19 protein-coding genes and 1 tRNA gene are annotated in these 20,359 nt (G+C 50.7%); 13 read left to right on the top strand and 7 right to left on the bottom strand.

Translation table 11 applies throughout. The annotated features are described in order from the left end of the window. The first annotated feature begins 7 nt into the window (after positions 1-7). Genes GVJ32_RS03645 through GVJ32_RS03635 form a run of 3 tightly spaced genes read left to right on the top strand, consistent with a single transcriptional unit; the run spans position 8 to position 2,339 of the window. Positions 8-277 carry an acyl carrier protein gene (locus GVJ32_RS03645; protein WP_159238701.1) on the top strand — a complete coding sequence of 90 codons (270 nt, stop codon included), beginning with the start codon at positions 8-10 and terminating at the stop codon, positions 275-277. Further along, complete coding sequence (locus tag GVJ32_RS03640; protein WP_159238700.1) at positions 274-1,476, top strand: beta-ketoacyl synthase N-terminal-like domain-containing protein; 1,203 nt, start codon at positions 274-276, stop codon at positions 1,474-1,476. Before GVJ32_RS03645 ends, GVJ32_RS03640 begins: the two co-directional genes overlap by 4 nt. Beyond that, the gene (locus GVJ32_RS03635) at positions 1,473-2,339 is read left to right on the top strand and encodes a beta-ketoacyl synthase N-terminal-like domain-containing protein (protein WP_159238699.1); all 867 of its coding nucleotides are present in this window, start codon (positions 1,473-1,475) and stop codon (positions 2,337-2,339) included. Before GVJ32_RS03640 ends, GVJ32_RS03635 begins: the two co-directional genes overlap by 4 nt. Here GVJ32_RS03635 and GVJ32_RS03630 read toward each other — a convergent pair whose 3' ends face one another. The 5 genes from GVJ32_RS03630 to GVJ32_RS03610 are packed head-to-tail and all read right to left on the bottom strand — an operon-like array spanning position 2,340 to position 6,275. Beyond that, the gene (locus tag GVJ32_RS03630; protein ID WP_159238698.1) at positions 2,340-3,329 is read right to left on the bottom strand and encodes a BtrH N-terminal domain-containing protein; all 990 of its coding nucleotides are present in this window, start codon (positions 3,327-3,329) and stop codon (positions 2,340-2,342) included. Continuing rightward, positions 3,322-3,753: a hypothetical protein gene (locus GVJ32_RS03625; RefSeq protein ID WP_159238697.1), complete on the bottom strand. Its 432-nt coding sequence runs from the start codon at positions 3,751-3,753 to the stop codon at positions 3,322-3,324. The genes GVJ32_RS03630 and GVJ32_RS03625 overlap by 8 nt, the downstream gene beginning before the upstream one ends. A 3-nt stretch (positions 3,754-3,756) precedes the next feature. Beyond that, positions 3,757-4,914, bottom strand: a complete 1,158-nt coding sequence (locus GVJ32_RS03620) for a beta-ketoacyl-ACP synthase III (RefSeq protein ID WP_159238696.1) — start codon at positions 4,912-4,914, stop codon at positions 3,757-3,759. Positions 4,915-4,937: 23 nt separating this feature from the next. Further along, entirely contained in the window at positions 4,938-5,864 is a 927-nt protein-coding gene (locus GVJ32_RS03615) for a dialkylrecorsinol condensing enzyme (protein ID WP_235035032.1), read from the bottom strand. Positions 5,865-5,924: 60 nt separating this feature from the next. Continuing rightward, positions 5,925-6,275, bottom strand: coding sequence for a hypothetical protein (locus GVJ32_RS03610; protein ID WP_159238695.1), 351 nt, complete (start codon positions 6,273-6,275; stop codon positions 5,925-5,927). A 99-nt stretch (positions 6,276-6,374) separates the two neighbouring features. Between GVJ32_RS03610 and GVJ32_RS03605 the strand changes: the two genes are divergently transcribed. After that, the gene (locus tag GVJ32_RS03605) at positions 6,375-6,818 is read left to right on the top strand and encodes a hypothetical protein (RefSeq protein ID WP_200841327.1); all 444 of its coding nucleotides are present in this window, start codon (positions 6,375-6,377) and stop codon (positions 6,816-6,818) included. Positions 6,819-7,154: 336 nt separating this feature from the next. Here GVJ32_RS03605 and GVJ32_RS03600 read toward each other — a convergent pair whose 3' ends face one another. After that, entirely contained in the window at positions 7,155-7,814 is a 660-nt protein-coding gene (locus tag GVJ32_RS03600; RefSeq protein WP_159238694.1) for a TetR/AcrR family transcriptional regulator, read from the bottom strand. A gap of 162 nt (positions 7,815-7,976) precedes the next feature. On the opposite strand from GVJ32_RS03600, the gene GVJ32_RS03595 reads away from it, so the two are divergent. From GVJ32_RS03595 to GVJ32_RS03575, 5 genes are all read left to right on the top strand, one after another. Beyond that, a complete protein-coding gene (locus tag GVJ32_RS03595; RefSeq protein WP_159238693.1) occupies positions 7,977-10,355 on the top strand; it encodes a PEP/pyruvate-binding domain-containing protein in 2,379 nt (792 codons plus the stop codon). Between the two features lie 67 nt (positions 10,356-10,422). Beyond that, positions 10,423-11,421: a hypothetical protein gene (locus tag GVJ32_RS03590; RefSeq protein WP_159238692.1), complete on the top strand. Its 999-nt coding sequence runs from the start codon at positions 10,423-10,425 to the stop codon at positions 11,419-11,421. Positions 11,422-11,455: 34 nt separating this feature from the next. Then, a complete protein-coding gene (locus GVJ32_RS03585) occupies positions 11,456-12,463 on the top strand; it encodes a TIGR03617 family F420-dependent LLM class oxidoreductase (protein ID WP_159238691.1) in 1,008 nt (335 codons plus the stop codon). A 555-nt stretch (positions 12,464-13,018) separates the two neighbouring features. Further along, positions 13,019-13,095 (top strand) — tRNA-Arg (locus tag GVJ32_RS03580). A gap of 560 nt (positions 13,096-13,655) precedes the next feature. Then, entirely contained in the window at positions 13,656-14,621 is a 966-nt protein-coding gene (locus tag GVJ32_RS03575; protein WP_159238690.1) for a ribonuclease Z, read from the top strand. Positions 14,622-14,673: 52 nt separating this feature from the next. Here GVJ32_RS03575 and ettA read toward each other — a convergent pair whose 3' ends face one another. Beyond that, complete coding sequence (ettA, locus tag GVJ32_RS03570; protein ID WP_159238689.1) at positions 14,674-16,335, bottom strand: energy-dependent translational throttle protein EttA; 1,662 nt, start codon at positions 16,333-16,335, stop codon at positions 14,674-14,676. Positions 16,336-16,662: 327 nt separating this feature from the next. On the opposite strand from ettA, the gene glyA reads away from it, so the two are divergent. From glyA to GVJ32_RS03550, 4 genes are all read left to right on the top strand, one after another. Next, the gene (glyA, locus tag GVJ32_RS03565; protein WP_103684537.1) at positions 16,663-17,925 is read left to right on the top strand and encodes a serine hydroxymethyltransferase; all 1,263 of its coding nucleotides are present in this window, start codon (positions 16,663-16,665) and stop codon (positions 17,923-17,925) included. A 136-nt stretch (positions 17,926-18,061) separates the two neighbouring features. Then, positions 18,062-18,535, top strand: coding sequence for a transcriptional regulator NrdR (gene nrdR, locus GVJ32_RS03560; RefSeq protein WP_103684491.1), 474 nt, complete (start codon positions 18,062-18,064; stop codon positions 18,533-18,535). Positions 18,536-18,537: 2 nt separating this feature from the next. Beyond that, positions 18,538-19,695, top strand: a complete 1,158-nt coding sequence (gene ribD, locus GVJ32_RS03555; RefSeq protein ID WP_159238688.1) for a bifunctional diaminohydroxyphosphoribosylaminopyrimidine deaminase/5-amino-6-(5-phosphoribosylamino)uracil reductase RibD — start codon at positions 18,538-18,540, stop codon at positions 19,693-19,695. After that, positions 19,696-20,355 carry a riboflavin synthase gene (locus GVJ32_RS03550; RefSeq protein ID WP_159238687.1) on the top strand — a complete coding sequence of 220 codons (660 nt, stop codon included), beginning with the start codon at positions 19,696-19,698 and terminating at the stop codon, positions 20,353-20,355. It begins immediately after the preceding gene. Positions 20,356-20,359: the final 4 nt, after the last annotated feature.

Here is a 20,359-nt window from a genome sequence, read left to right as displayed (position 1 = left end):
GAATGTAATGAATAATGTTTTGTCGCTGACGCAATTAAAGCAAGCACTTAAGTTAATGATAATTGAAGAGTGTGATAAGGATGTTGAGATCGATGACATTCTTGATGATGAAATTTTGTTTGATGGCGCGCTGGAGCTAGATTCGCTTGATGCTCTACAGATATGTATGGCAGTTAAATCTAATTACGGCGTACGTATTGAGGGCGGCCCAGATGCGAGGAAAGCCTTGCAGTCGATTACGACCTTAGCGCAAACCATTATTGAGCATCGGGTTTGAACGTCACACGGCCACGCCATCAGGCAGTATTTTTAGGTGCGGGTATTCATAGCAGTCTCGGCAATGGGGTAGAGGCTAACCTCGCGGCGCTTAAAACTGCACCGCAAGCGCCTACCTTGCTGAACAACACCGTCACTGATGAAGCCCTGCAGATTCCTTATAAATTATTATTCGAATCACCGCTTACCGAGTTACAGCACAGATTGTATCGGGTAATCGACGATGTTGCGGAGCAGGCTTTAAGCGACGCCGGTTTGAGCGAGTCTGAGCGCCGAAATATGAGTTTGTATCTTGGCTCATCGTCTTTTGATATCGGGGTAAGCGAAGCTGATTATCAGCGGCAATTGGCAGGCGAAAGTGAGTCCTGCAAAGCCCTCGCTTTGCTTGACCCTAGTATGGCGAATCTGGCTGATTATCTGGTGGGGTCGTTGGGCATTCGAGGTGAAGACGTCAGTTTTAATACCGCGTGCACCGCCAGTGCTAACGCTTTATTAACTGCGGTGGCGCATGTAGAAGCGGGCCTGATTGATCACGCGCTGGTGGTGGGTGTTGAACTTTATAACGATGTCACTGCGTTGGGTTTTTACAGCTTAGATCTACTCACTCGCTCGGTCATGCGACCCTTTGATAGTGCCCGAGATGGACTGGTGCTTGGCGAGGGTGTATCTGCATTGGTAATTGGTCGCGACCCAAACGACGGGCGGCGAAGATTTCATCTGCGTGGCGGCGCCAATCTTTGCGATACCTACAGCATCACCATGTCCAATGTTGATGGCAGTGCGATTGCCGAGGTAATGACACGGGCATTGGCCAATGCGGGTGTGAGTGCCGCAGAGCTTGATGTCATTAAAGTGCATGGCACGGCAAGCCTTGCCAACGATGAGGCGGAGTCAGTCGGGATGCATGCGGTGTTTTCGTCGTTACCCCGCGTTTGTGCTTTAAAGCCATTTATTGGGCATACGCTGGGTGCCTGCGGTTTGAATGAGTTGATCTTGTTTTATCGCGCTATCGAGGCTGGATTCCTGATCGCGACACCGGGTATTAGTGCGGATGCCGGTGACTTGAATGTTGTGCTTAACCAGCGTTTAAGCTCGGTGGAATCAGGCTGCTTTATGCTCAATTATTTTGGCTTCGGTGGGAATAATACCTCGCTGATTATTAGTAATCAGGTTAGCCATTATGGCGAGGATGAGTCATGACAACGTACATTGTTGCTGTGGGTAGTTATTACGAACCGGTCGGTGATGAACTCCCGCCCTTGAAAAAATTAGTTCAAGAGACGGTGGGTTCCAATATACGCCGAGTGGGGCGATTTATTCAGCTGGCGTTGATTGGTGGAGGCCGAGCGTCTTCGCAGTTATCCAATGAAGCAGCGGTTTACCTTACCTCCGGTAGTGGCGATGTAGAGGCGACGGTGGGCGTGCTAAATACAATTTACCGGCAGGCAGAGCCGCCGCGACCACTCAGTTTTATTAATACGGTGAGTAACGCTGCCTGTTTTTACATTGCCCAATCACTGCAGTTAAACGGCGCGAGTAGCTTTGTCAGTAGCCGCTATTTTACTGTGGAAACAAGCTTAAGAGTGGCGTTATTGGCGCTGGAGCAGGGCCAACAAAAGGCGGCATTAGTTGGCGCGGTAGATTCGGTGGTGTTGCCGATTGAAGAGCATAGGCAACGACTAAGGATCAATGCGCAAACTGACGTGGCGGAAGGCAGTCACTGGTTTCAGCTGGTCGCGGATGCGAGCGATAGAACAGTTTTGGCAACGCTGGATGCGGTGCAGCATTTTACTGATCGTGAGGCGCTGTCGGCGTGGCTGGCAGAGCTGCCTGTTGAGGCAGACGATTGCCTGGCCTTAGGGCAGTCGATTGAGTCAGACGAGGCAGATCATTGGTTGGTCGAAACAGGATTGCCGCCTTTTAATTTTCGCGAAGCGCCAGCCTACTTTAAGAGTCTGGCTGGCCTCGTGTTTTGCGAGTTTGTCCGCCGCGGGGCTGGCCGTTTAATTTATTTGAACCGCGATCCAGTGGGGCGTTATATGGCGGTGGTGATTAGCTGCTGATTAGCGGTACTGCTTTAACAGCTGCCACGCTTTGGCTTCTTGGTTTGCGCAGTTGTTGAGCAGCGCAGCGAGTTCTTCGCCGTTCATGTCTTTGCGCCCCTTGCACATCTTGCTACTAACCAGTGCAAACTGACGCCACTCATCGCCGGCCTCGGCCATAATCTCAGCGGCTTCAGCAAGTAATTCATTGTTGAGCGCCTTGCTTGTTTCTTTAAGAAAAGATGCATAGATAAACCGGAATCCCGCCCCGCCCGTGCCAATTTCTTCCTGCATACGTACGATGTGGCTTAGGTAGTGCGGCAGGTATTTTTCGCGCTTATTGGGTTCGCGGCTGAGTTTGATTATGCATTTACCCATATGCCGAATCCCCCGCAGACCGATCACCGGCAGAGGCGCACCGGTCATGGTGCGGTGATTTTTTTTAATCGCGTTAACCGAGGCGCTGGCTAAATCAATACTCTGTGGCACTTGGGTGGGGTAATACATCATACCTTTAGCGGCAAGTGCGCCTTTGGCGAAGCGGGCTTTTTTAAGCGAGGCTGCGTCGCAGCGCACCACGTCCTCAAACACGGGATCGCTGACTAGGTAGTCGTCGCCGTCGCGGCCATACACCAAGAGGTTGTGTGCATTAAAGTGAAAACGCATGGCGTCGGGAAAATAAGGTAGCCAGAACACTGAGGTTTGTAGGCCGACGATACGCCCCTGATCGAGCTGACGATCAAGCTCATCCATACCTTGTTCGGGGTTGCTGAAGGTTTGGTAGCACATCTTCAAGCCCAGCTGCTTTTGTACGCCCTTGATGATACTGCGCGGTGGCATGCGGTAAGCGATGAGCGGCATACCGGCTATTTTAACTAAGGGAATGTAGGCAAATGCCAAGGCGCTCGCTAAACCAAAAACCATTGGCTCAGACAGGCTAAGACCACTGTGGTTTAGCAAGCTGGAGGTAACGCCACTTTCACAGTGGGCGGATTGTTGGTGTTTAAACATGAGCTTGACGGCCGTGGAGTGGGTGGTCGGGAAGTTGTTGTAATGTGTCGATACCAAGGCCTAAGGCTTCGCTGTAGCGGCGCAAAAGTTTATGGTTAAGTTTTTTAAATATCGCTGGTCTGAAATGGCGGCGAATTCGCCATTGAAACAAGCCGCTAACCTGTGAGAGTAGTGCCAAATCCATGCGCTGATAACACATATAATATTCCAGCGGAGCGGTTTCACCATTGCGGGCGCGCTGCCAAGCTGCATCGCATTGCTGTTCGATTAGGTTTAGTGCGGATTGAGTCGCCTCGGCTTCAACCACCCAGCCGCTAGACTTTACTCCGACAAAATCGCCGTGCTCGTCGACTGCGTAAACCAACTTACGGGCATCGCCATAGGTGCTGTTTTCAGTGTCCTGAGGAACCTCATCGATTTTCATGATTTAAGACTGCACCACGGTTAAATGCATAAAGGAGGTGGAAAAGCGCCCACTCTCGGGGATATAGCACAGCATTTTTTGGCCGGGTTTTAAGGTGCCTGAGTGGAACAGCTCTTCCAGCATAATATAAATTGAAGCGGCGCCAGTGTTGCCCTTGGTGGCGAGGTTGGTAAACCAGCGCGTCATGGGAATTTTGAAACCGACGGACATCAATCCGGCCAAAAGCCTTTCGCGGAAAAAGGCCGATGAATAGTGGGGAATAAACCAATCGATCTCGTCGGCGCGTAATGAATATTTCTCTTGCAGCTCGGCCAGCGGTTTTTCGACGGTATAGCGAATGATGTTGTCGTTGAGTAATTTTACGTCTTGTTTGACGGCCATCACTGAGTTTTCAGCGCGGTGCTGCTGACTAAAGTTTTGCCAGCCAGTAAGGGAGTTGTCGTCGTTTTTTACTGCGCCGGCATACATGCAGGGCGCTATTTCCCCTGCGTAAGAAATAATATCCAGCCAGTCGATGCGCAGTGACAAGCCTTTTGCTGCTGGTTTGTTTTGTAGCAGCATGGCACCGGCGCCGTCGGATAGCATCCAGCGTAGAAAATCTTTTTCAAAGGCGAGTTCGGGTTGTTTTTCAAGATTGTCGACGTTGGCTTCTATCTCATGGCTAAAATTATCTGCCTTCATGCTTGCTGAGGATAAGTCTGAGCCCGTCGCTATCGCGTTTTGGTGTATACCAGAAAGCACACCCATATACGCATACTTCAATGCCGTTACGCCGCTAATACAAATACCGGAGGTGGCAATGGCCTCGCAGTGATGTAGCCCCAGCTGACCCTGTACCATCACCGCGTGATTGGGCATTATTTGGTCAGGAATTGAGGTGCCGCAACTCAAGCAATTAAGATCTGACAGTGACCATTCAGGGCCATCAAGGGCGCGAATAGCCTCGGCGGTCATGTCGGCATTGTTGTAATTGTGTAATAGCGTTTCGGGGTCGATCGCGTAGTGGCGACTGGTGATGCCATTGGCGCGCAAGACTAAGCGGCGGGCGCGTGATGTCCGGCTGCCCACTTGCCCAAGAATACCTTCCATTTCATTGTTAGCGACTGGGGCGTTGGGCAGAAAGGCAGAAATGTTGGTGATATAAACGGCGTTATCACTCATAACTAATGGATCCATTACATGGTTTATTCGCCGGAAGGTGCCGCAAAATATAGCCGCTGGGCGGCGATGCGCTTCTTCATTAGCGGCGCGCATAGCCTTTTCAGAATGGCTGATACGGGCACTACGGTGATGATTAGGGTGATCAAAAATAGTATATAAAGAATGAGTACTGCGCGGCGCAACGGCGTACCAGGCTCGCCCAGCGCTCGCAATAACCCGCCCCATAGGCGAAAGCTGCGTAAGGCGATGCGTTCAGATGCAATCAAGCGCTCGCTGACAGTGACGGCGCCGAGGTTCTGCAATATTGGGCTGCTGTCATCGAACGCTCTGGTGGGGAGTTGTTGGGCGATGGCTTCACCAAAGCGCGATGCCTCTTTAATGGCGTCAACGCTGATGCCGGCGGCGGGAATAAGACCATTTAAAAAGGGGCCTTTCTTGCCGGTTAGCATCCAGAGAGGAGTAGATATAAACGTGGCTGCGGTGTGCGTGGGATCGGTGAGTACAATATTATCGATCAGCCTAGCCCCGAGTCGGCTCAGGTGTTGTTTTACTTTTTCCTGCGCCATCAACCACATATTACGGCACGCGATGACGGTGGTAATGGGGGTGTTGTGCAATAATTGCTTAGCATCTGCCGATTGTAGGAAGGTAGTAATGGGCTGCGCTGGTGATAAAAACCACACGGTGTAGGCTAAAATAACTAGATCGAAGGGCTGATCCGTCGCGCAGGACAAGGGCGCAATGGCTTGTGGTTCGTCGTAGACTGTTTCTGGAAAGTGATCAAAAAAAGATAAAAAAGGCCAGGGAAAGGGATAAGGTTTAAGCGGACGCAGACACTCAAATACCAGCTCAATATCAGCAGCGTGTTGCAAGGGCTCAGTGATGGACCTTACCACATCGGTGAGTTGACCTGATTGGGAGTAATAAATAACAAGTATCCGTTTGTTCACTGTCAGTGAGATCCTTCCTGATCGCAATCCTTAGCGCGGCATTATTGCACAGGGCTTACGTCAAACTCTAGCCGGTTCGACTATTAGATGCCCCTCGGCCATCAGTACCTTGGGCGCTGTGGCGTCGGTTGCCAGAGTATTAGTTTGGACTAGCCAACACTTAAAGCGTAATCCCTTGTTTTTGATATCGCCATAGCTAATGGTGAATGTTTGTTCCGGTAGCAATGGATGCAGAAATTTAAGCTTTTTAATCCCGCAGAAATGCCAGCTTGGGTATTCGTCGGCCAGATCGTTGAATAGCGTGCTGAGTATCACCATGCCGGGAACAATCGGTTGCTCGGGGAAGTGCCCCGCTAGAGAAGGGTGGTCACGGCTGATGCGGTGACTAACCGAGTCTTTGTTCGCAATCATGGATGACGACCTGTTAAGAGTGGCCGGTATTATAGATCGCTGTAAATGAGGGTTTCCATTACAATCCAAGACGTTTTCTTTTGAGGGTAGAGTAGCGCTGTGGTCGAACAGGTAGTGATAAATGCGCAGGAACTCGCAACGCTGTTACCGCATAGCGGTACGATGTGTTTATTAGACAGCGTTCATTCGTGGGATGAGCGGGTCATTAGCTGTCGAACAGTATCGCATCACTTCCCCAATAACCCACTACGAAACCGAGGTGTGCTGCCGATACATGCGGGTATTGAGTACGCTGCGCAAGCCATGGTGGTGCATGGCAGCTTATGTAAAGCCGAGGAAGACAAGCCGAAAATAGCGTATCTGGCGGTATTAACCGGTGTTGAATGGTACTGCTCACGGCTGGACGATATACCAGAGGCGTTAACGGTAATCGCAGAGCGACAAGAAGCGGTCGCGAATGGCTTTGGCTATCGCTTTAGTCTTTACCATAAGCGCAAACTGTTGTTGGAAGGGCGGGCGGTGGTGGCTCTGCAAGACAGTTGAAGGGGGTGTGGGAATGCTCCCGGATAAGATGATGTTGCTGAATAATCGTAAGTAAATACATCACTTAGATTAAGGCGCTGCGCCGTATTAATAAACAAGCATCCAAATGTTGAATTATTCTATGGTTGAGCCGAGGTCTTGAATTTGTCGGTAAGCTTGGGTTCATTCATTATATCGCCCAAGAGGTGTTTGTGGCGTTTTCGATGGACAGCTCGCGTGTGCTTTCTTGCCCAATCGTGAAAGCCGATCATTCTCTCAATGCATATGCATTTTCAATAATGTTATTTTGGTTAGCACCGTTGGGGCACTCTTTGTTGGGCCGCAAGCGGGAGGACGTTAGCGGCTGTTTTGAGGGGCGCCTTGAAGTAGACACATAAGAGTATTGATGTGCCTATCTATGTACTGCTCGTTATTGGGATTTTCGCCTAATACCCTCTCGCTAATCGGTGCAACGTTAACTAGGTAGATCAGGGCGCCTGATAGTATATGGAGCAAGTCCATGGCATTAACCTTGGGTAGTAAGTTTTGTTGCTGTGCAAGTTCGATAACAGCCTTGCCATCTGAAAAATCCTTTTTGAAAAATGTTGCTACCATCCAGTCTAACCGGGGACCGGGCGTCGACGCTTCTTGAAACATTAGCTTTATCCACTGCGGGTGGTCGAAGGTGAATTGCAAAATTTGTTTGCACAGTTCGCGGACCATCTGAGAATTGTCGTTGTCCTCATTTAAATGTGACTTTTGTAAATATTTCGGTAGCGCTTGGTCACGTTGCTTCCATACCCAGTGAATGCTTTCCTGCCAAAGATTGTCCTTGTTTTTAAAATGATATTGCACCAGAGATTTCTTTACGTCTGCGGCCTTGGCAACAGCGCCAAAGGAGGTGCCATCAAAGCCCTGTTGCGCAAAGACGTCGGCGGCGGCGGCGAGTATTTTACTTCGCCGAGAAAAATCATCTTCGTTAGTTGTGATAGGCAATTTCTGATCAGCTGCTTTCATGTTCAAGGTCTATGTCAGTGATGTTGCGGCGTTTACTGGCTTGCCGGCGGATTATACCGTTATTAATGTGCTTGTTACTTTTGGGTGATTGACTTTTACATAAAAAGATACGATCGTATAGTCTGCTGATTTGATAACGATAAAATTACGGCGACGATATCAATGGGAATGCGTGTTCAGTGGGTAAAAGATATAGATCTCAGCGTTGATGAGGTCGGAGGCAAGGCTGCGGGGCTGCGTAAGCTGATTGAGTGGGGTTTAGCCATACCTGCTGGCTTTGTCATTGTCGATGCCCAAAAAGACGTGGATGTAGATGCGTTAACAGAGTATTACCAATCTATGGGGGGCGGAAAGGTCGCTGTGCGTTCTTCGGCGTTGGGAGAGGATGGCAGTGATCACTCTTTTGCCGGGCTTTACGAGACCGTACTCAATGTTGTGGGTGAAGTTGAGCTTATAGATGCGGTGCGCAAGTGTGTTGATTCGCTGAATAGCCATAGGGCTAGTGAGTATCGGCATCAGCAGGGCATGTCTGAGAGCGCGATGTGTGTGGTGGTGCAGAGGATGGTGGATGCACAAGCGGCGGGCGTGCTGTTTAGTGTGGATCCGGTATCGGGACGGCACGACCGCTTGGTGATAGATGCTGTTCCCGGTTTAGGTGAGGCGCTAGTTAGTGGGGATGAAACACCAGACCATTATGAATACGGTTTAGATAATACCCTCTGTTATGAGGAGCTTGTTGGTGATACCGCGATTCTGACGGCAGCGCAACGATGTTTGCTCGTACAGCAAGCTCGGGCAGCGGTAGCTGCTGCCGGTGATCCCTTGGACATGGAATGGGCGTTTGATAAAAGCGGAGAGCTTTACTGGTTGCAGGCTCGCCCCGTAACTACGGTTGGTTCAGACCTGAATGAATTAAACACGCCTATTAATCAAGATGACGTTCTGACGCGGTGTAATATCGGCGAGATGATGCCCGGTGCAAGTTGCCCGCTAACTTTTTCGACAACTGGTCGCGCGATTGAACATGGTATGCAGCATATGCATGTCAGTTACGCAGGCAGACCCGCGGTCACAGAGGCGTGGACGCAGGTCGCAATGTGCAGCGGTAAAATGTTTCTCAATATGACGGGCTCCGCTGCAGCTGGTGCCACCGTACTTGGTATCGACGTTAAGTCGATGGGGCTGAGTTTATGTGGGCGCATTGTCGAAGAATTAAATCCGCCAGCTAAGCGCTCCATCTTTATTCGTCTGTTTGGCATGTTAAAAATGCTTAGGTATTTGCAGCGCGCCGATGCGGTGATAGATGACTTTAAGCTGCGGGCTAACGCTTTTCAGATTCCTGTTCAGGGTAGCAGTGCTGAATTAGCTAAAGCCTTAGATGGGAGCCGGACCTTTTTCTACGAGGCGTTTGCGGTTCATTTACAGTCATCAACTACCTCGGGTTTTGCCAGTAATATATTGCAGGCGATGATTTCTGGCGGGCAAGAAAGCAGTCCTGAGGAGGAGGCTGAAGCGGGCCGATTGATGGCGGGCGCTCGGGGCGTAGAGTCTGCGGTGCTCGTCGATCAGCTTGATGAAATCGTAAAAGATATTTCGTGTCATCACGATGCTCAAACTTGTTTTGTCGACACTGAACCGAGAGTGGCCTTGGCGTGGTTGCGCGGCAATGGATCAGGTATCAGTCATAAATTTTCGGCGTTCTTGAATCGTCATGGCCATCGCTCTTACCGAGAACTCTGTGTTCGAGAAGTGTGCTGGTCAGATGCCCCAGAAACATTGGTGGCAACGATGCAGGCGTCTGTTGCTGCACGCTTAATGGGAACCATGAGTAGCGTACGACCGGACGTCGCAAAGCTATCAGAATTAAATCGCGGCCTGCGTTGGATCGTGCCTAAGGCGCATAACGCGGTGCGACGTAGGGAGGCGACAAAGTCTTTATTAGTGGATATAACGAATAGGCTCAAGCGTGGATATCGAGCATTGGGAAAGCAGCTCGTGGCTGAAAATAAGCTCGATGATGCGGATTTGGTGTTTTTCTTTTTACACGATGAGTTAATGACGTTTGTTCGCAATGCCAGCTCCCAAGAACTTAAGGCATATTGGAATCAGCACACTAAAATGCGACGGCGAGCACTGGATTTTCAGGATCGACTCGATTTTGAAGAAATATGTGTTGGCACTCCTCAGCCAATAGATATCCGAAATAGTGATTACGACATTGAAGGGCAGATAGTCGGGCGTCCAGTTTCTAAAGGCATTGTTGAGGCGAGGGCGCGGGTAGCGTTCAGTGTTGCTGAGGCGGCGGCCATTCTGCCCGGCGAAATATTAGTCGCACCCATTACCGATGTTGGCTGGACGCCGTATTTCAGTATGATTGCAGGTTTAGTGACTGACGTTGGCAGCGCGGTGTCTCATGGCGCCGTTATCGCAAGAGAGTATGGCTTGCCAGCGATAGTGAACACCCGTCGAGGTACCAAGCAAATAAAAACCGGCGATATGATTCGACTGAACGCCGATACAGGTGTGGTCACCATATTGTAGTTTCTGCGTCTTGCTCAGTATTGGGTAGCTAAAGCGGACGCGCAGGAAAATTAAACAAGGGGTAGGTATGCTTTCCGAGCAGGAATTAACGCAATTTGGTGTTGAGCTGAAAGATGAGTTTAGTCATCCGTTTAGCCAGGCTCACGACGATTGGAATGAGTCATATTTTTTTGATTGGTATACCGAAGATGGTAGCGCGGCAGGTCATTGTCGCATTGGGTGGCACCCTGTTCAGCAGCGTATCTTGTTCTGGTTACATCTTTGGAACGGAGAAGAATGGTTAATTATTGAGGAAAATCGATTGCCATTCTCGGCATTAAAGTTAGATGGCCAAGATGTATTTTGTTACGAGCAATGGGGTTTGAAATTTAGCTACGATTGCATGGCACCGCTGCAGTCTGGGCGCTTACAAATAGACGGTTTTGCTCGCGTTGCCTACGGCCCACGTCAAGGAATGGTCTTGCCGGTCAGCGTCGAGCTTGACGTAAGCGCATTGGGTTCGGCGTATTCTCGCGGGGCAGGAAGTGTCGAAGGCCATAGCGCGCAGGGCTTTAGTACTAATCGCTATGAACAACCCATTCAGGCGTTTGGACGAATGACCATTGACCAGCATGGCACTGAGCTCGTCGTGCGTGGTGAGCGCGATCACTCGTGGGGGCCGCGGCCTTGGGATATGAATTGGCAATTTTTTGTAGTGAACAACGAGAAATTTAGCTTGCAAGCCACGCAGGTGGAAATTCCTGAGTGGCCTTTGATTCAGATGGGCTACTTTCATGAGCTTGGGCAGGGCATGGAGCATTTGTCGGAAACCAAGTTTGAGTTGGAGTTTATGAGTGAGCAACCCTTTGCCGCGGTTCGAGGGAGTTTTTCTTTGGTGTGCGATAGCGGCAGATTGATTGCTGGAAAAATAGAGTCAGTTGCGGGGGGGGAAATCGATATTACTCATGCATTTACGCCTCCTAAGCGTACTGAGTATCGCCGTACCTTAATACGTTGTCATTTCGATTCCGGTGAAGAAAGCATGGGGTGGCTAGAATACAATCGGCCAAATCCAGTTAGTAAATAATGCGAGTTTTTAATTAATATCTAAGGGTATATCTATGAAAATTGACGGTCCATTTTATGCCGATATGGCGGGTGCCGCCGCTGAGGCTAAACGTCTTGCGGCAATTGGCTACGATGGAGTTTATACCCTTGAAGGCAGTTGGGATCCGTTCTTGCCGCTCGCGCTAGCATCTGAGCACGCGCCTGAGTTAGACATTGCTACGGGAATTGCCGTGGCCTTCCCTAGAAACCCTTCGCATATCGCTTACCAAGCTTGGGATTTACAAAAGTTCTCGCAAGGTAAATTTATGCTTGGGATAGGGTCGCAGATAAAAGCGCATATTGAAAAACGTTTTGGTTTGGCATTTAGTCCACCAGCCGCGCGTATGCGTGAGTATACTCTGGCGGTAAAAGCGTTTTTTGATTGCTGGCAGAATGGCAGTAGATTGGATTTTCAGGGCGAATATTATCGTCATACTTTAATGACACCCATGTTCAACCCTGGCCCCAATCCCTATGGTGTGCCGCCGATATTACTTGGAGCACTTGGCCCCATGATGACTCAGGTTGCCGGTGAGGTTGCGGATGGTTTGATCATTCATCCATTCAATAGCGTACCTTTTGTGCAAGACCATGCGTTGCCTGCAGTTCGAAAGGGACTTGAGAAATCTGGTCGCCGTGAAGAAGATTTTATTATTCAGGTTAACGCCATAGTAATAACGGGTGAAACGGATGCGGCATATCACGCAGCTGAGCAGAGTGTAAAAGGCTTATTAGGATTTTATGCCTCTACGCCTGCGTATCTTCCGCCAATGAATGCTGTGGGTTTTGGTGATTTGCAACCTAAGCTCAATGCGCTTTCAAAAGAAGGTAAATGGGAGCAGCTAGGCGATTATATTAATGACGAATTTTTAGATGCTTTCTGTATTCGAGGCAAGCCCGATGAGATTGCTGGAAAGCTAAAAAAGCAATACGGAAGCTATGCTGATAGATTGGCAATATATGCTCCGTATGCCGCGCCTGATGAGATGTGGGCTAAAATAATTAAGGAGTTAAAGAGTTAACTTTAGCAATGGCTTGAGCGTAGGCTGTTGTGAGTGTTATCTGAATACTAGCAGGCGAAGTGTTTAGCGATCTGGTGAATTTAGAATGATGTAGCGTGGCGTACAACATAAGAGTGATGTTTTGATGTTGCGCTCAGTATTAAAGCAATACTTACGAAAAAGTAGTTTGGTGAACGCTGGCGCATTGCTGTTGTTGAGATTTCAGGTATACGCCGAATGACTTTTTCAAGCTGAGCTAGCTGCAGGCGGAGTAAAGAATCTAGACGACCTCCGCGATTACTTTGCGCGTCCGATTGAGCCGTTGGCTGAGCATATGTCGACTAAAATACTAAAAGTAGAATGGATTGCGGATATATTAAACCGCCATTTTGGTTGCGGAGAGCAGTAGTCGTAAATTTGGGCTTTTCTGACAGCTGTAATTTCGTGTGGTCACAAAATGGTCACGTTTTGGCCGCAAAGTGGATTAGGGCTAATATTGGCAAGTAAATAGGCGGCGCAGATTGAGGAGGGAAACAGCCTCTGTTATAGTGTCGCGCTTCGTGAATTACCCATTTTGCGCCCGTAGCTCAGCTGGATAGAGCGCCGCCCTCCGGAGGCGGAGGTCAGAGGTTCGAATCCTCTCGGGCGCACCAAAACCAAAAAAACCGGCCTTGTGCCGGTTTTTTTGGTTTTGGTTTGCTTGATCGGTGAGATGGCCAAAGCACTCGCTCCGCTCTCGGGCCACGCTGCCCTCTCTAGGTTCGATAAATTGTGCCTTAGGCGCAATTTAAACAAGGCGCGGAGCGACGTAGCCCCAGAGGGGGCAATACAGCCCCTAGGCTGTATTGATTAATCCTCGCTTGATCGCTTGTGTGGAAATTTGATCATGGCCGGCCTTGTGCCGGTTTTTTTGGTTTTGGTTATGGTTTGCTTGATCGGTGAGATGGCCAAAGCACTCGCTCCGCTCTCGGGCCACGCTGCCCTCTCTAGGTTCGATAAATTGTGCCTTAGGCGCAATTTAAACAAGGAGCGGAGAGACGCAGCCCCGAAGAGGTTAAAACAGGCATGGGCTTGTTTTAATTAATCCTCACTTGACCACTTGCGCAGAAATTTGATCAATGCGCGCCTGATATTCCCAAGTGTAATTAGCCTTCTCCCCACAAAATAGCCCACAATAGACCCACAACTAACTTAATTTATTTTTATTTGGCTTATGCGTTTTACTTTTTTGGGCACCAGTGCCGGTACGCCAACGGCAAGTCGCAATGTCACTGCGCTCGCCTTGTCTGTTGAGGACAAGCGTGATTGGTATCTATTCGATTGCGGTGAGGGTACCCAGCATCGCTTACTTAAATCGCGTTATTCCTCCGCTCGGCTTAAGGCAATTTTTATTACCCATGTCCATGGTGATCATTGCTATGGGCTGCCGGGCTTAATTGCCAGTGCAAATATGAGTGGTCGAAAGGAGCCGCTGACTATTTGTGCTCCTGACGGTATTGAGCAGTATGTGCGTAACACTTTCGCGTTTACTGATGTGCATAATTTGCGTTTTCCCCTGCATTTTGTTCGCACTGATGACCAGGCTTTTCAGTATGACGATGGCCAGATTTCGGTGCAGGCAATTGCCATGTCGCACAGGGTTCCGTGTTTTGCATTTCAGGTAAAGGAGCATCCGGTATATCACTTGGATGAGAGCGCCTTGGACGCTCTAGAGGTGCCAAGAGGCCCGCTTTGGGGCTTGCTGCAACAGGGCGAAAGTGTTGCTCTTGATGATGGGCGGCTTGTTCATGCCGAGCAGGTTAGATGCGCTGCGTGGGCGCCGCGCAGTGCAATTATAGGTGGCGACAATGACAAGCCAGACTTGCTTTTAAGCGCGCTGCAAGAGAGTGATTTGCTCGTTCACGAGGCGACCTTTACTGAGGATGTGCTTGCCCGTGTTGGGCCGCAGTATATGCATAGCACCGCCGCGATGGTCGCAAAAACAGCAGAAAATGCCAAGCTAAAACACTTACTTCTTACCCATTTTAGTCAGCGCTACCGATCGGGTAGTGGCGCGAAAGAGTATAGCGTTAATGATCTGTATATAGAGGCTAAGTTGTATTACCAAGGCAATTTGCAGCTGGCAGAAGACCTGCAAAGTTATCAGTTAGAAAAGGACAAAACTTTGACCCAGCTTTGAGTCGGAGAGGTGTGTGCGGGAGGTGAATAGCACCTCCCGACGAGTTTTAAGCTTATTTTAGTTTTTTGTATTTGACCCGTTTTGGTCCGGCGTTTTTACCTTTCCTAGCCACAAAGTCTGCGTGGTATTCCGTGTAGTTCCCTTCAAAGAAAACGATGTCGCTGTCGCCTTCGTAGGCAAGAATGTGCGTGGCAATACGGTCTAGGAACCAGCGATCATGCGATATCACCATTGCGCAGCCGGGGAAATCCAGCAGGGCATCTTCGAGTGCGCGCAGGGTTTCAACGTCCAAATCGTTTGAGGGTTCGTCGAGTAGTAAAACATTGCCGCCTTCTTTTAAGGTGCAAGCTAAATGTAAGCGACCGCGCTCACCACCAGACAATTCGCCAACGCGTTTTTGCTGGTCGCTGCCTTTAAAGTTGAAGCGACCAATATAAGCCCGCGACGGCACCTCATAGCTGCCAATGCGCAAAATATCTTGGCCTTCCGACACGGCTTCCCATACGGTCTTTTTGTCGTCTAGGTTGTCGCGCATCTGCTCTACCGACACTAGTTTAACGGTTTCGCCGATATCAATGGTGCCGCTGTCTGGCGTTTCCTTGCCGGTCAGCATCCGCAACAAGGTCGATTTACCCGCACCGTTACCACCAATAATGCCGACAATTGCGCCCTTGGGAACCGACATGCTCAGGTCGTTAATGAGTAGGCGGTCGCCGTAGCTTTTGCTTATGCCATTAACTTCAATGACCTTGTCGCCCAGGCGCGGTCCTGGTGGAATATAAATTTCGTTGGTTTCGCTGCGGCTTTGGAACTCCTGTGAGTTCATTTCTTCAAAGCGGGCCAAACGCGCCTTGCTTTTGCTCTGGCGTCCCTTGGCGTTGCTGCGCACCCACTCTAATTCAGTGGCGATGGTCTTTTTGCGCGAGGCGTCCGCTTTTGCCTCTTGGGCAAGGCGGGCGTCTTTGGCTTCTAGCCAGTCGGAGTAATTGCCCTCATAAGGAATGCCGCGACCGCGGTCTAATTCCAAAATCCAGCCGGCGGCATTGTCGAGGAAGTAACGGTCATGGGTGATGGCCACCACGGTGCCGGGGAAGTCGCATAAAAAGCGCTCCAACCAATGTACTGACTCAGCGTCTAAGTGGTTGGTAGGTTCGTCCAGCAACAGCATGTCGGGGTTGGATAGCAGCAGGCGACACAGCGCTACACGGCGACGCTCACCACCTGAAAGCGTGGTGACATCGGCATCCCAAGGTGGCAGGCGCAGGGCGTCGGCGGCAACTTCCAATTTGTGATCTAAATTGTGGGCATCGGTGGCTTGAATAATGTCCTCAAGCTGGGCTTGTCGTTTGGCCAGTGCGTCAAAATCGGCATCGGGCTCCGCATACGCGGCATACACTTGGTCTAATTCGGTGAGTGCGTTTTTGGCTTCTGCAACGCCGTCTTCCACATTGCCGCGCACATCCTTGGCGGGGTCAAGCGCTGGTTCTTGCGATAAATAGCCTATTTTGGTGCCGGGCTGGGGGCGAGCTTCACCGTTAAATTCGGTGTCTACGCCGGCCATAATTCTGAGTAGGGTGGACTTACCCGAGCCGTTTAAGCCAAGTACACCGATTTTGGCACCGGGGAAAAACGACAATGAAATGTCGTGCAGAATTTCGCGCTTGGGCGGTACAACCTTGCTTACGCGGTTCATGGTAAAGACGAATTGCGCCATGCTGACTCCTGACAAAGCACTAAGCCGCCGAGATTCGGCGACGATGAAATAGGCGGAAAAGGTACCGAAAGCGGCGTGCTTCCGCAATGCTTTGTGGATGCTAGTTCTATCAATTGTAGTGTGCAATGAGCGCAGAATAGCTCGGCTGCGTTCCTCAGGTATGCATTGGCGTGGCAACTGCCCTGTGGCGAGTAGTTGGGCTGGGGATATCGGTTTGCGAATAATTGCTTTGCAAGCTGGCTTTGATGGTATTAATCGGTGCCGATAACGCACATTTATTGTACAATGCGCGGCTTTTCAAAGCCTGTGTATGCCTCGGGGGTAGTGATGTTTAGCAAAGAGATGACAATTGCCGGTTTCGACGACGAAATCTGGTCTGCGATTCAGGAAGAAGAAGTGCGTCAAGAAGAGCACATCGAGCTGATCGCTTCTGAAAACTACACCAGCCCAGCAGTAATGCAGGCGCAGGGTACGGTTCTGACTAATAAGTACGCCGAAGGTTATCCCGGCAAGCGTTACTATGGTGGCTGTGAATACGTCGACAAGGCCGAAAATCTGGCTATTGAGCGCGCAAAAGCGTTATTTGGTGCAGATTACGCCAATGTTCAGCCCCACTCAGGCTCACAGGCCAATGGCGCGGTATATCAAGCGCTGGTATCACCAGGTGACACCGTATTGGGCATGAGCTTAGATGCTGGCGGTCACTTAACTCACGGTGCCAAGCCTAACTTCTCAGGCAAGACTTATAACGCGGTTCAGTACGGTTTGAATAATGAGACCGGCGAGATCGACTACGCGCAGGTTGAGGCGCTTGCCCTTGAGCATAAGCCAAAAATGATTGTGGCGGGTTTCTCTGCTTACTCAGGTATTGTTGATTGGGCAAAATTCCGTGAAATCGCCGATATGGTCGGTGCCTACCTGATGGTAGACATGGCTCACGTTGCCGGTTTGGTGGCGGCGGGGATTTACCCTAACCCAATGAAATACGCAGACGTGGTTACCACCACAACTCATAAAACCCTGCGCGGTCCACGCGGTGGATTGATTCTGGCCAAAGCCAACGAAGAGATCGAAAAGAAACTGAACTCAGCGGTATTCCCCGGTGGTCAGGGCGGTCCTTTAATGCACGTAATCGCAGCAAAAGCGGTTAGCTTTAAAGAAGCGATGGCACCTGAGTACGTGGCCTATCAAAAGCAGGTTGTGGCTAATGCAAAAGCAATGGCAAAAACCTTTATCGAGCGCGGCATTAACATTGTGTCTGGCGGTACCGAAAACCACCTGATGCTAGTTGATCTAATCGGTAAGTCATACACCGGCAAAGACGCTGATGCAGCACTGGGCGCGGCAAATATCACCGTGAACAAAAACGCGGTGCCAAACGACCCGCGTTCGCCGTTCATCACCAGTGGCTTGCGCGTTGGTACACCTGCAGTAACCACTCGCGGCTTTAAAGAAGCGGAGTGTATCGAATTGGCAAACTGGATGTGCGACGTGCTAGAAGCACTGGAAGCCGGCGACGCCACTGCCAAAATCGAAGAAGTAAAGGCGAAGGTGCTGGAAATCTGTAAACGCTTCCCGGTTTACGCATAACGCTGGACGGGAGACGGGAGGCGCAGGGGCCAGCGCGGCGTAGCCGCGTAATTCTTGGCGTCTCCCATCTCCCGTCAAGCATCTCCCGCTCCTGTGCTAAACTTTCGGTCAATCATTACCGCCTCGAGGCACTCTCATGCGCTGTCCGTTTTGCAATTTTGACGACACCAAAGTAATCGACTCCCGCTTAGTTGCCGAGGGTGGTCAGGTTCGTCGCCGTCGCGAGTGTTTGTCTTGCTCCGAGCGGTTTACTACCTACGAAAGCGCCGAGTTATTGATGCCTAAAATCATCAAAACCGATGGTTCGCGGGAGCCCTTCGACGAGGCAAAATTGCGTTCTGGCGTGTTGAAGGCACTTGAAAAACGGCCGGTCAGTGTTGAGCATATAGAAGCAGAAATTAGTGGTATTAAGCGTCGCCTACAGGCGACGGGTGAGCGCGAGATAGACAGCCGCGATGTGGGCGAGCAGGTGATGGAAGCCTTAAAGGCCTTAGATCATGTTGCCTATGTTCGCTTTGCCTCGGTGTATCGCAGTTTTCAAGATTTAGATGAATTCCGTGCAGAAATTGATCGTCTGTCCGCGGAGCCCCGTTCTGGGCTAATTGATTAATCATGAGTTTTACTGATGTTGACCGGCAGATGATGGCACAGGCCCTGCGCTTGGCAGAGCACGGCCGTTATTCTACCAGTCCAAATCCCCGTGTTGGCTGTGTAATTTGCCGCGATGATCAGATCGTGTCGCAGGGTTGGCACCAACGTGCTGGCGAAGGCCACGCCGAGGTGAAGGCCCTAGAGCAGCTTAGTGATGCGCGGGCGGCCACGGCCTATGTCACCCTTGAACCCTGTAGTCATCAGGGGCGAACTCCGCCCTGTGCCGACACCTTAATTAATGCCGGCGTGAGTCGCGTAGTTGTTGCAGTAGAAGACCCCAATCCGCTGGTGGCGGGCCGCGGTATTACGCGTCTGCGTGAAGCGGGTATTCAGGTCGACGTGGGCTTGATGGCCGCTCAGGCCGAAGCATTAAATATCGGTTTTATGCGCCGTATGCGCGGCGGTTTGCCGTGGCTGCGCTTAAAGTCAGCCAGCAGTATTGATGGCAGAACGGCGATGGCGTCTGGCGAAAGCCAGTGGATCACCGGCCCAGCAGCACGGGCTGATGTGCAGAAATTGCGCGCTCAAAGTTGTGCAATTTTGAGTGGCGTAGAAACCATTTTGCATGACGACGCCGCACTGACTGTTAGGGGCGAGAGCTTTTCGGCGGATGATCCGTCAGCGTCGGTGCTTGACGGTCATTGGCGTCAACCGCTGCGGCTTATTGTGGACTCCGCGCTGCGCACGCCGGTAGGCGCGACATTATTTAAAGCCGGTGGCGAGGTCGTCATCGCCACGCGGGTGACAAACAGCAAACATCATCAAGCGCTGATAGCGGCGGGCGCGACGGTTGTAGTGCTGGAAGATGACGGCCACGGCAAGGTATCGTTACCTGCCGTGATGCAATATCTGGCTGATCGCAGTTGCAATGAAGTTCTGCTAGAAGCGGGCGCGATTTTGGCCGGTGCCGCGCTGCGGGCGGGCTTGGTCGACGAATGGTTTGTGTATATGGCCCCGTGCTTAATGGGCAGCAGTGGCAGGCCCTTAATTAACTGGCCGATGGCGGCGATGTCAGAACAACAGGCGGTTGATATTGTCGACATTCGTGCGGTGGGTAAGGATTGGCGAATACAGTGCCGCGTGCCCAAGCGCGATGGCAGTGTTGTGGAGCAGTCATAAATGTTCACCGGCATTATCGAAGCGCTAGGCAGTATTGCCGCAATTGAAAAGCGCGGCGGCGATATGCGCTTGCAGATTAACAGCGCGACGCTGCCAATGGCCGAGGTAAAGCTCGGTGATAGCGTCGCCACTAATGGCGTATGTTTGACGGTTGTGTCGCTATTGAGCAATGGTTTTTGGGCAGATGTCTCAAACGAAACCTTGTCCCTAAGTAGCTTCGCGAATGCCAAGGTGGGGCAGGTGGTAAATCTAGAACGGGCGATGTTGGCGAGCAGCCGTTTAGATGGTCATATAGTCAGCGGTCACGTAGATGGCCTTGGGCAAATAGTAAATTGCGCCAGTGATGCGCGATCAATTCGCCTCAGTATCGAAGCGCCCGCCAACTTGGCGCACTATATTGCCACTAAGGGCTCAATTTGCGTTGATGGGGTGAGCCTCACCGTTAACCGCGTAGAAGGCAGCGTGTTTGAATTAAATATTGTGCCCCACACGGCGGCGCAAACGATTATTCAGCATTATCGCGCCGGTACAGCGGTAAATTTGGAAGTAGACGTGCTTGCGCGTTATCTTGAGCGACTATTGCAGGCAAAGCAGTCTGCTGGAAATGGGATTTCTATGGCCACCTTGGCCGACAATGGGTTTTTGAGAGCGCGCAAATAAGCGT

The sequence above is a fragment of the Zhongshania aliphaticivorans genome, assembly GCF_902705855.1.
Taxonomy (GTDB): Bacteria; Pseudomonadota; Gammaproteobacteria; order Pseudomonadales; family Spongiibacteraceae; genus Spongiibacter; species Spongiibacter aliphaticivorans_B.
This window is presented reverse-complemented; position numbering and strand designations above follow the sequence as displayed.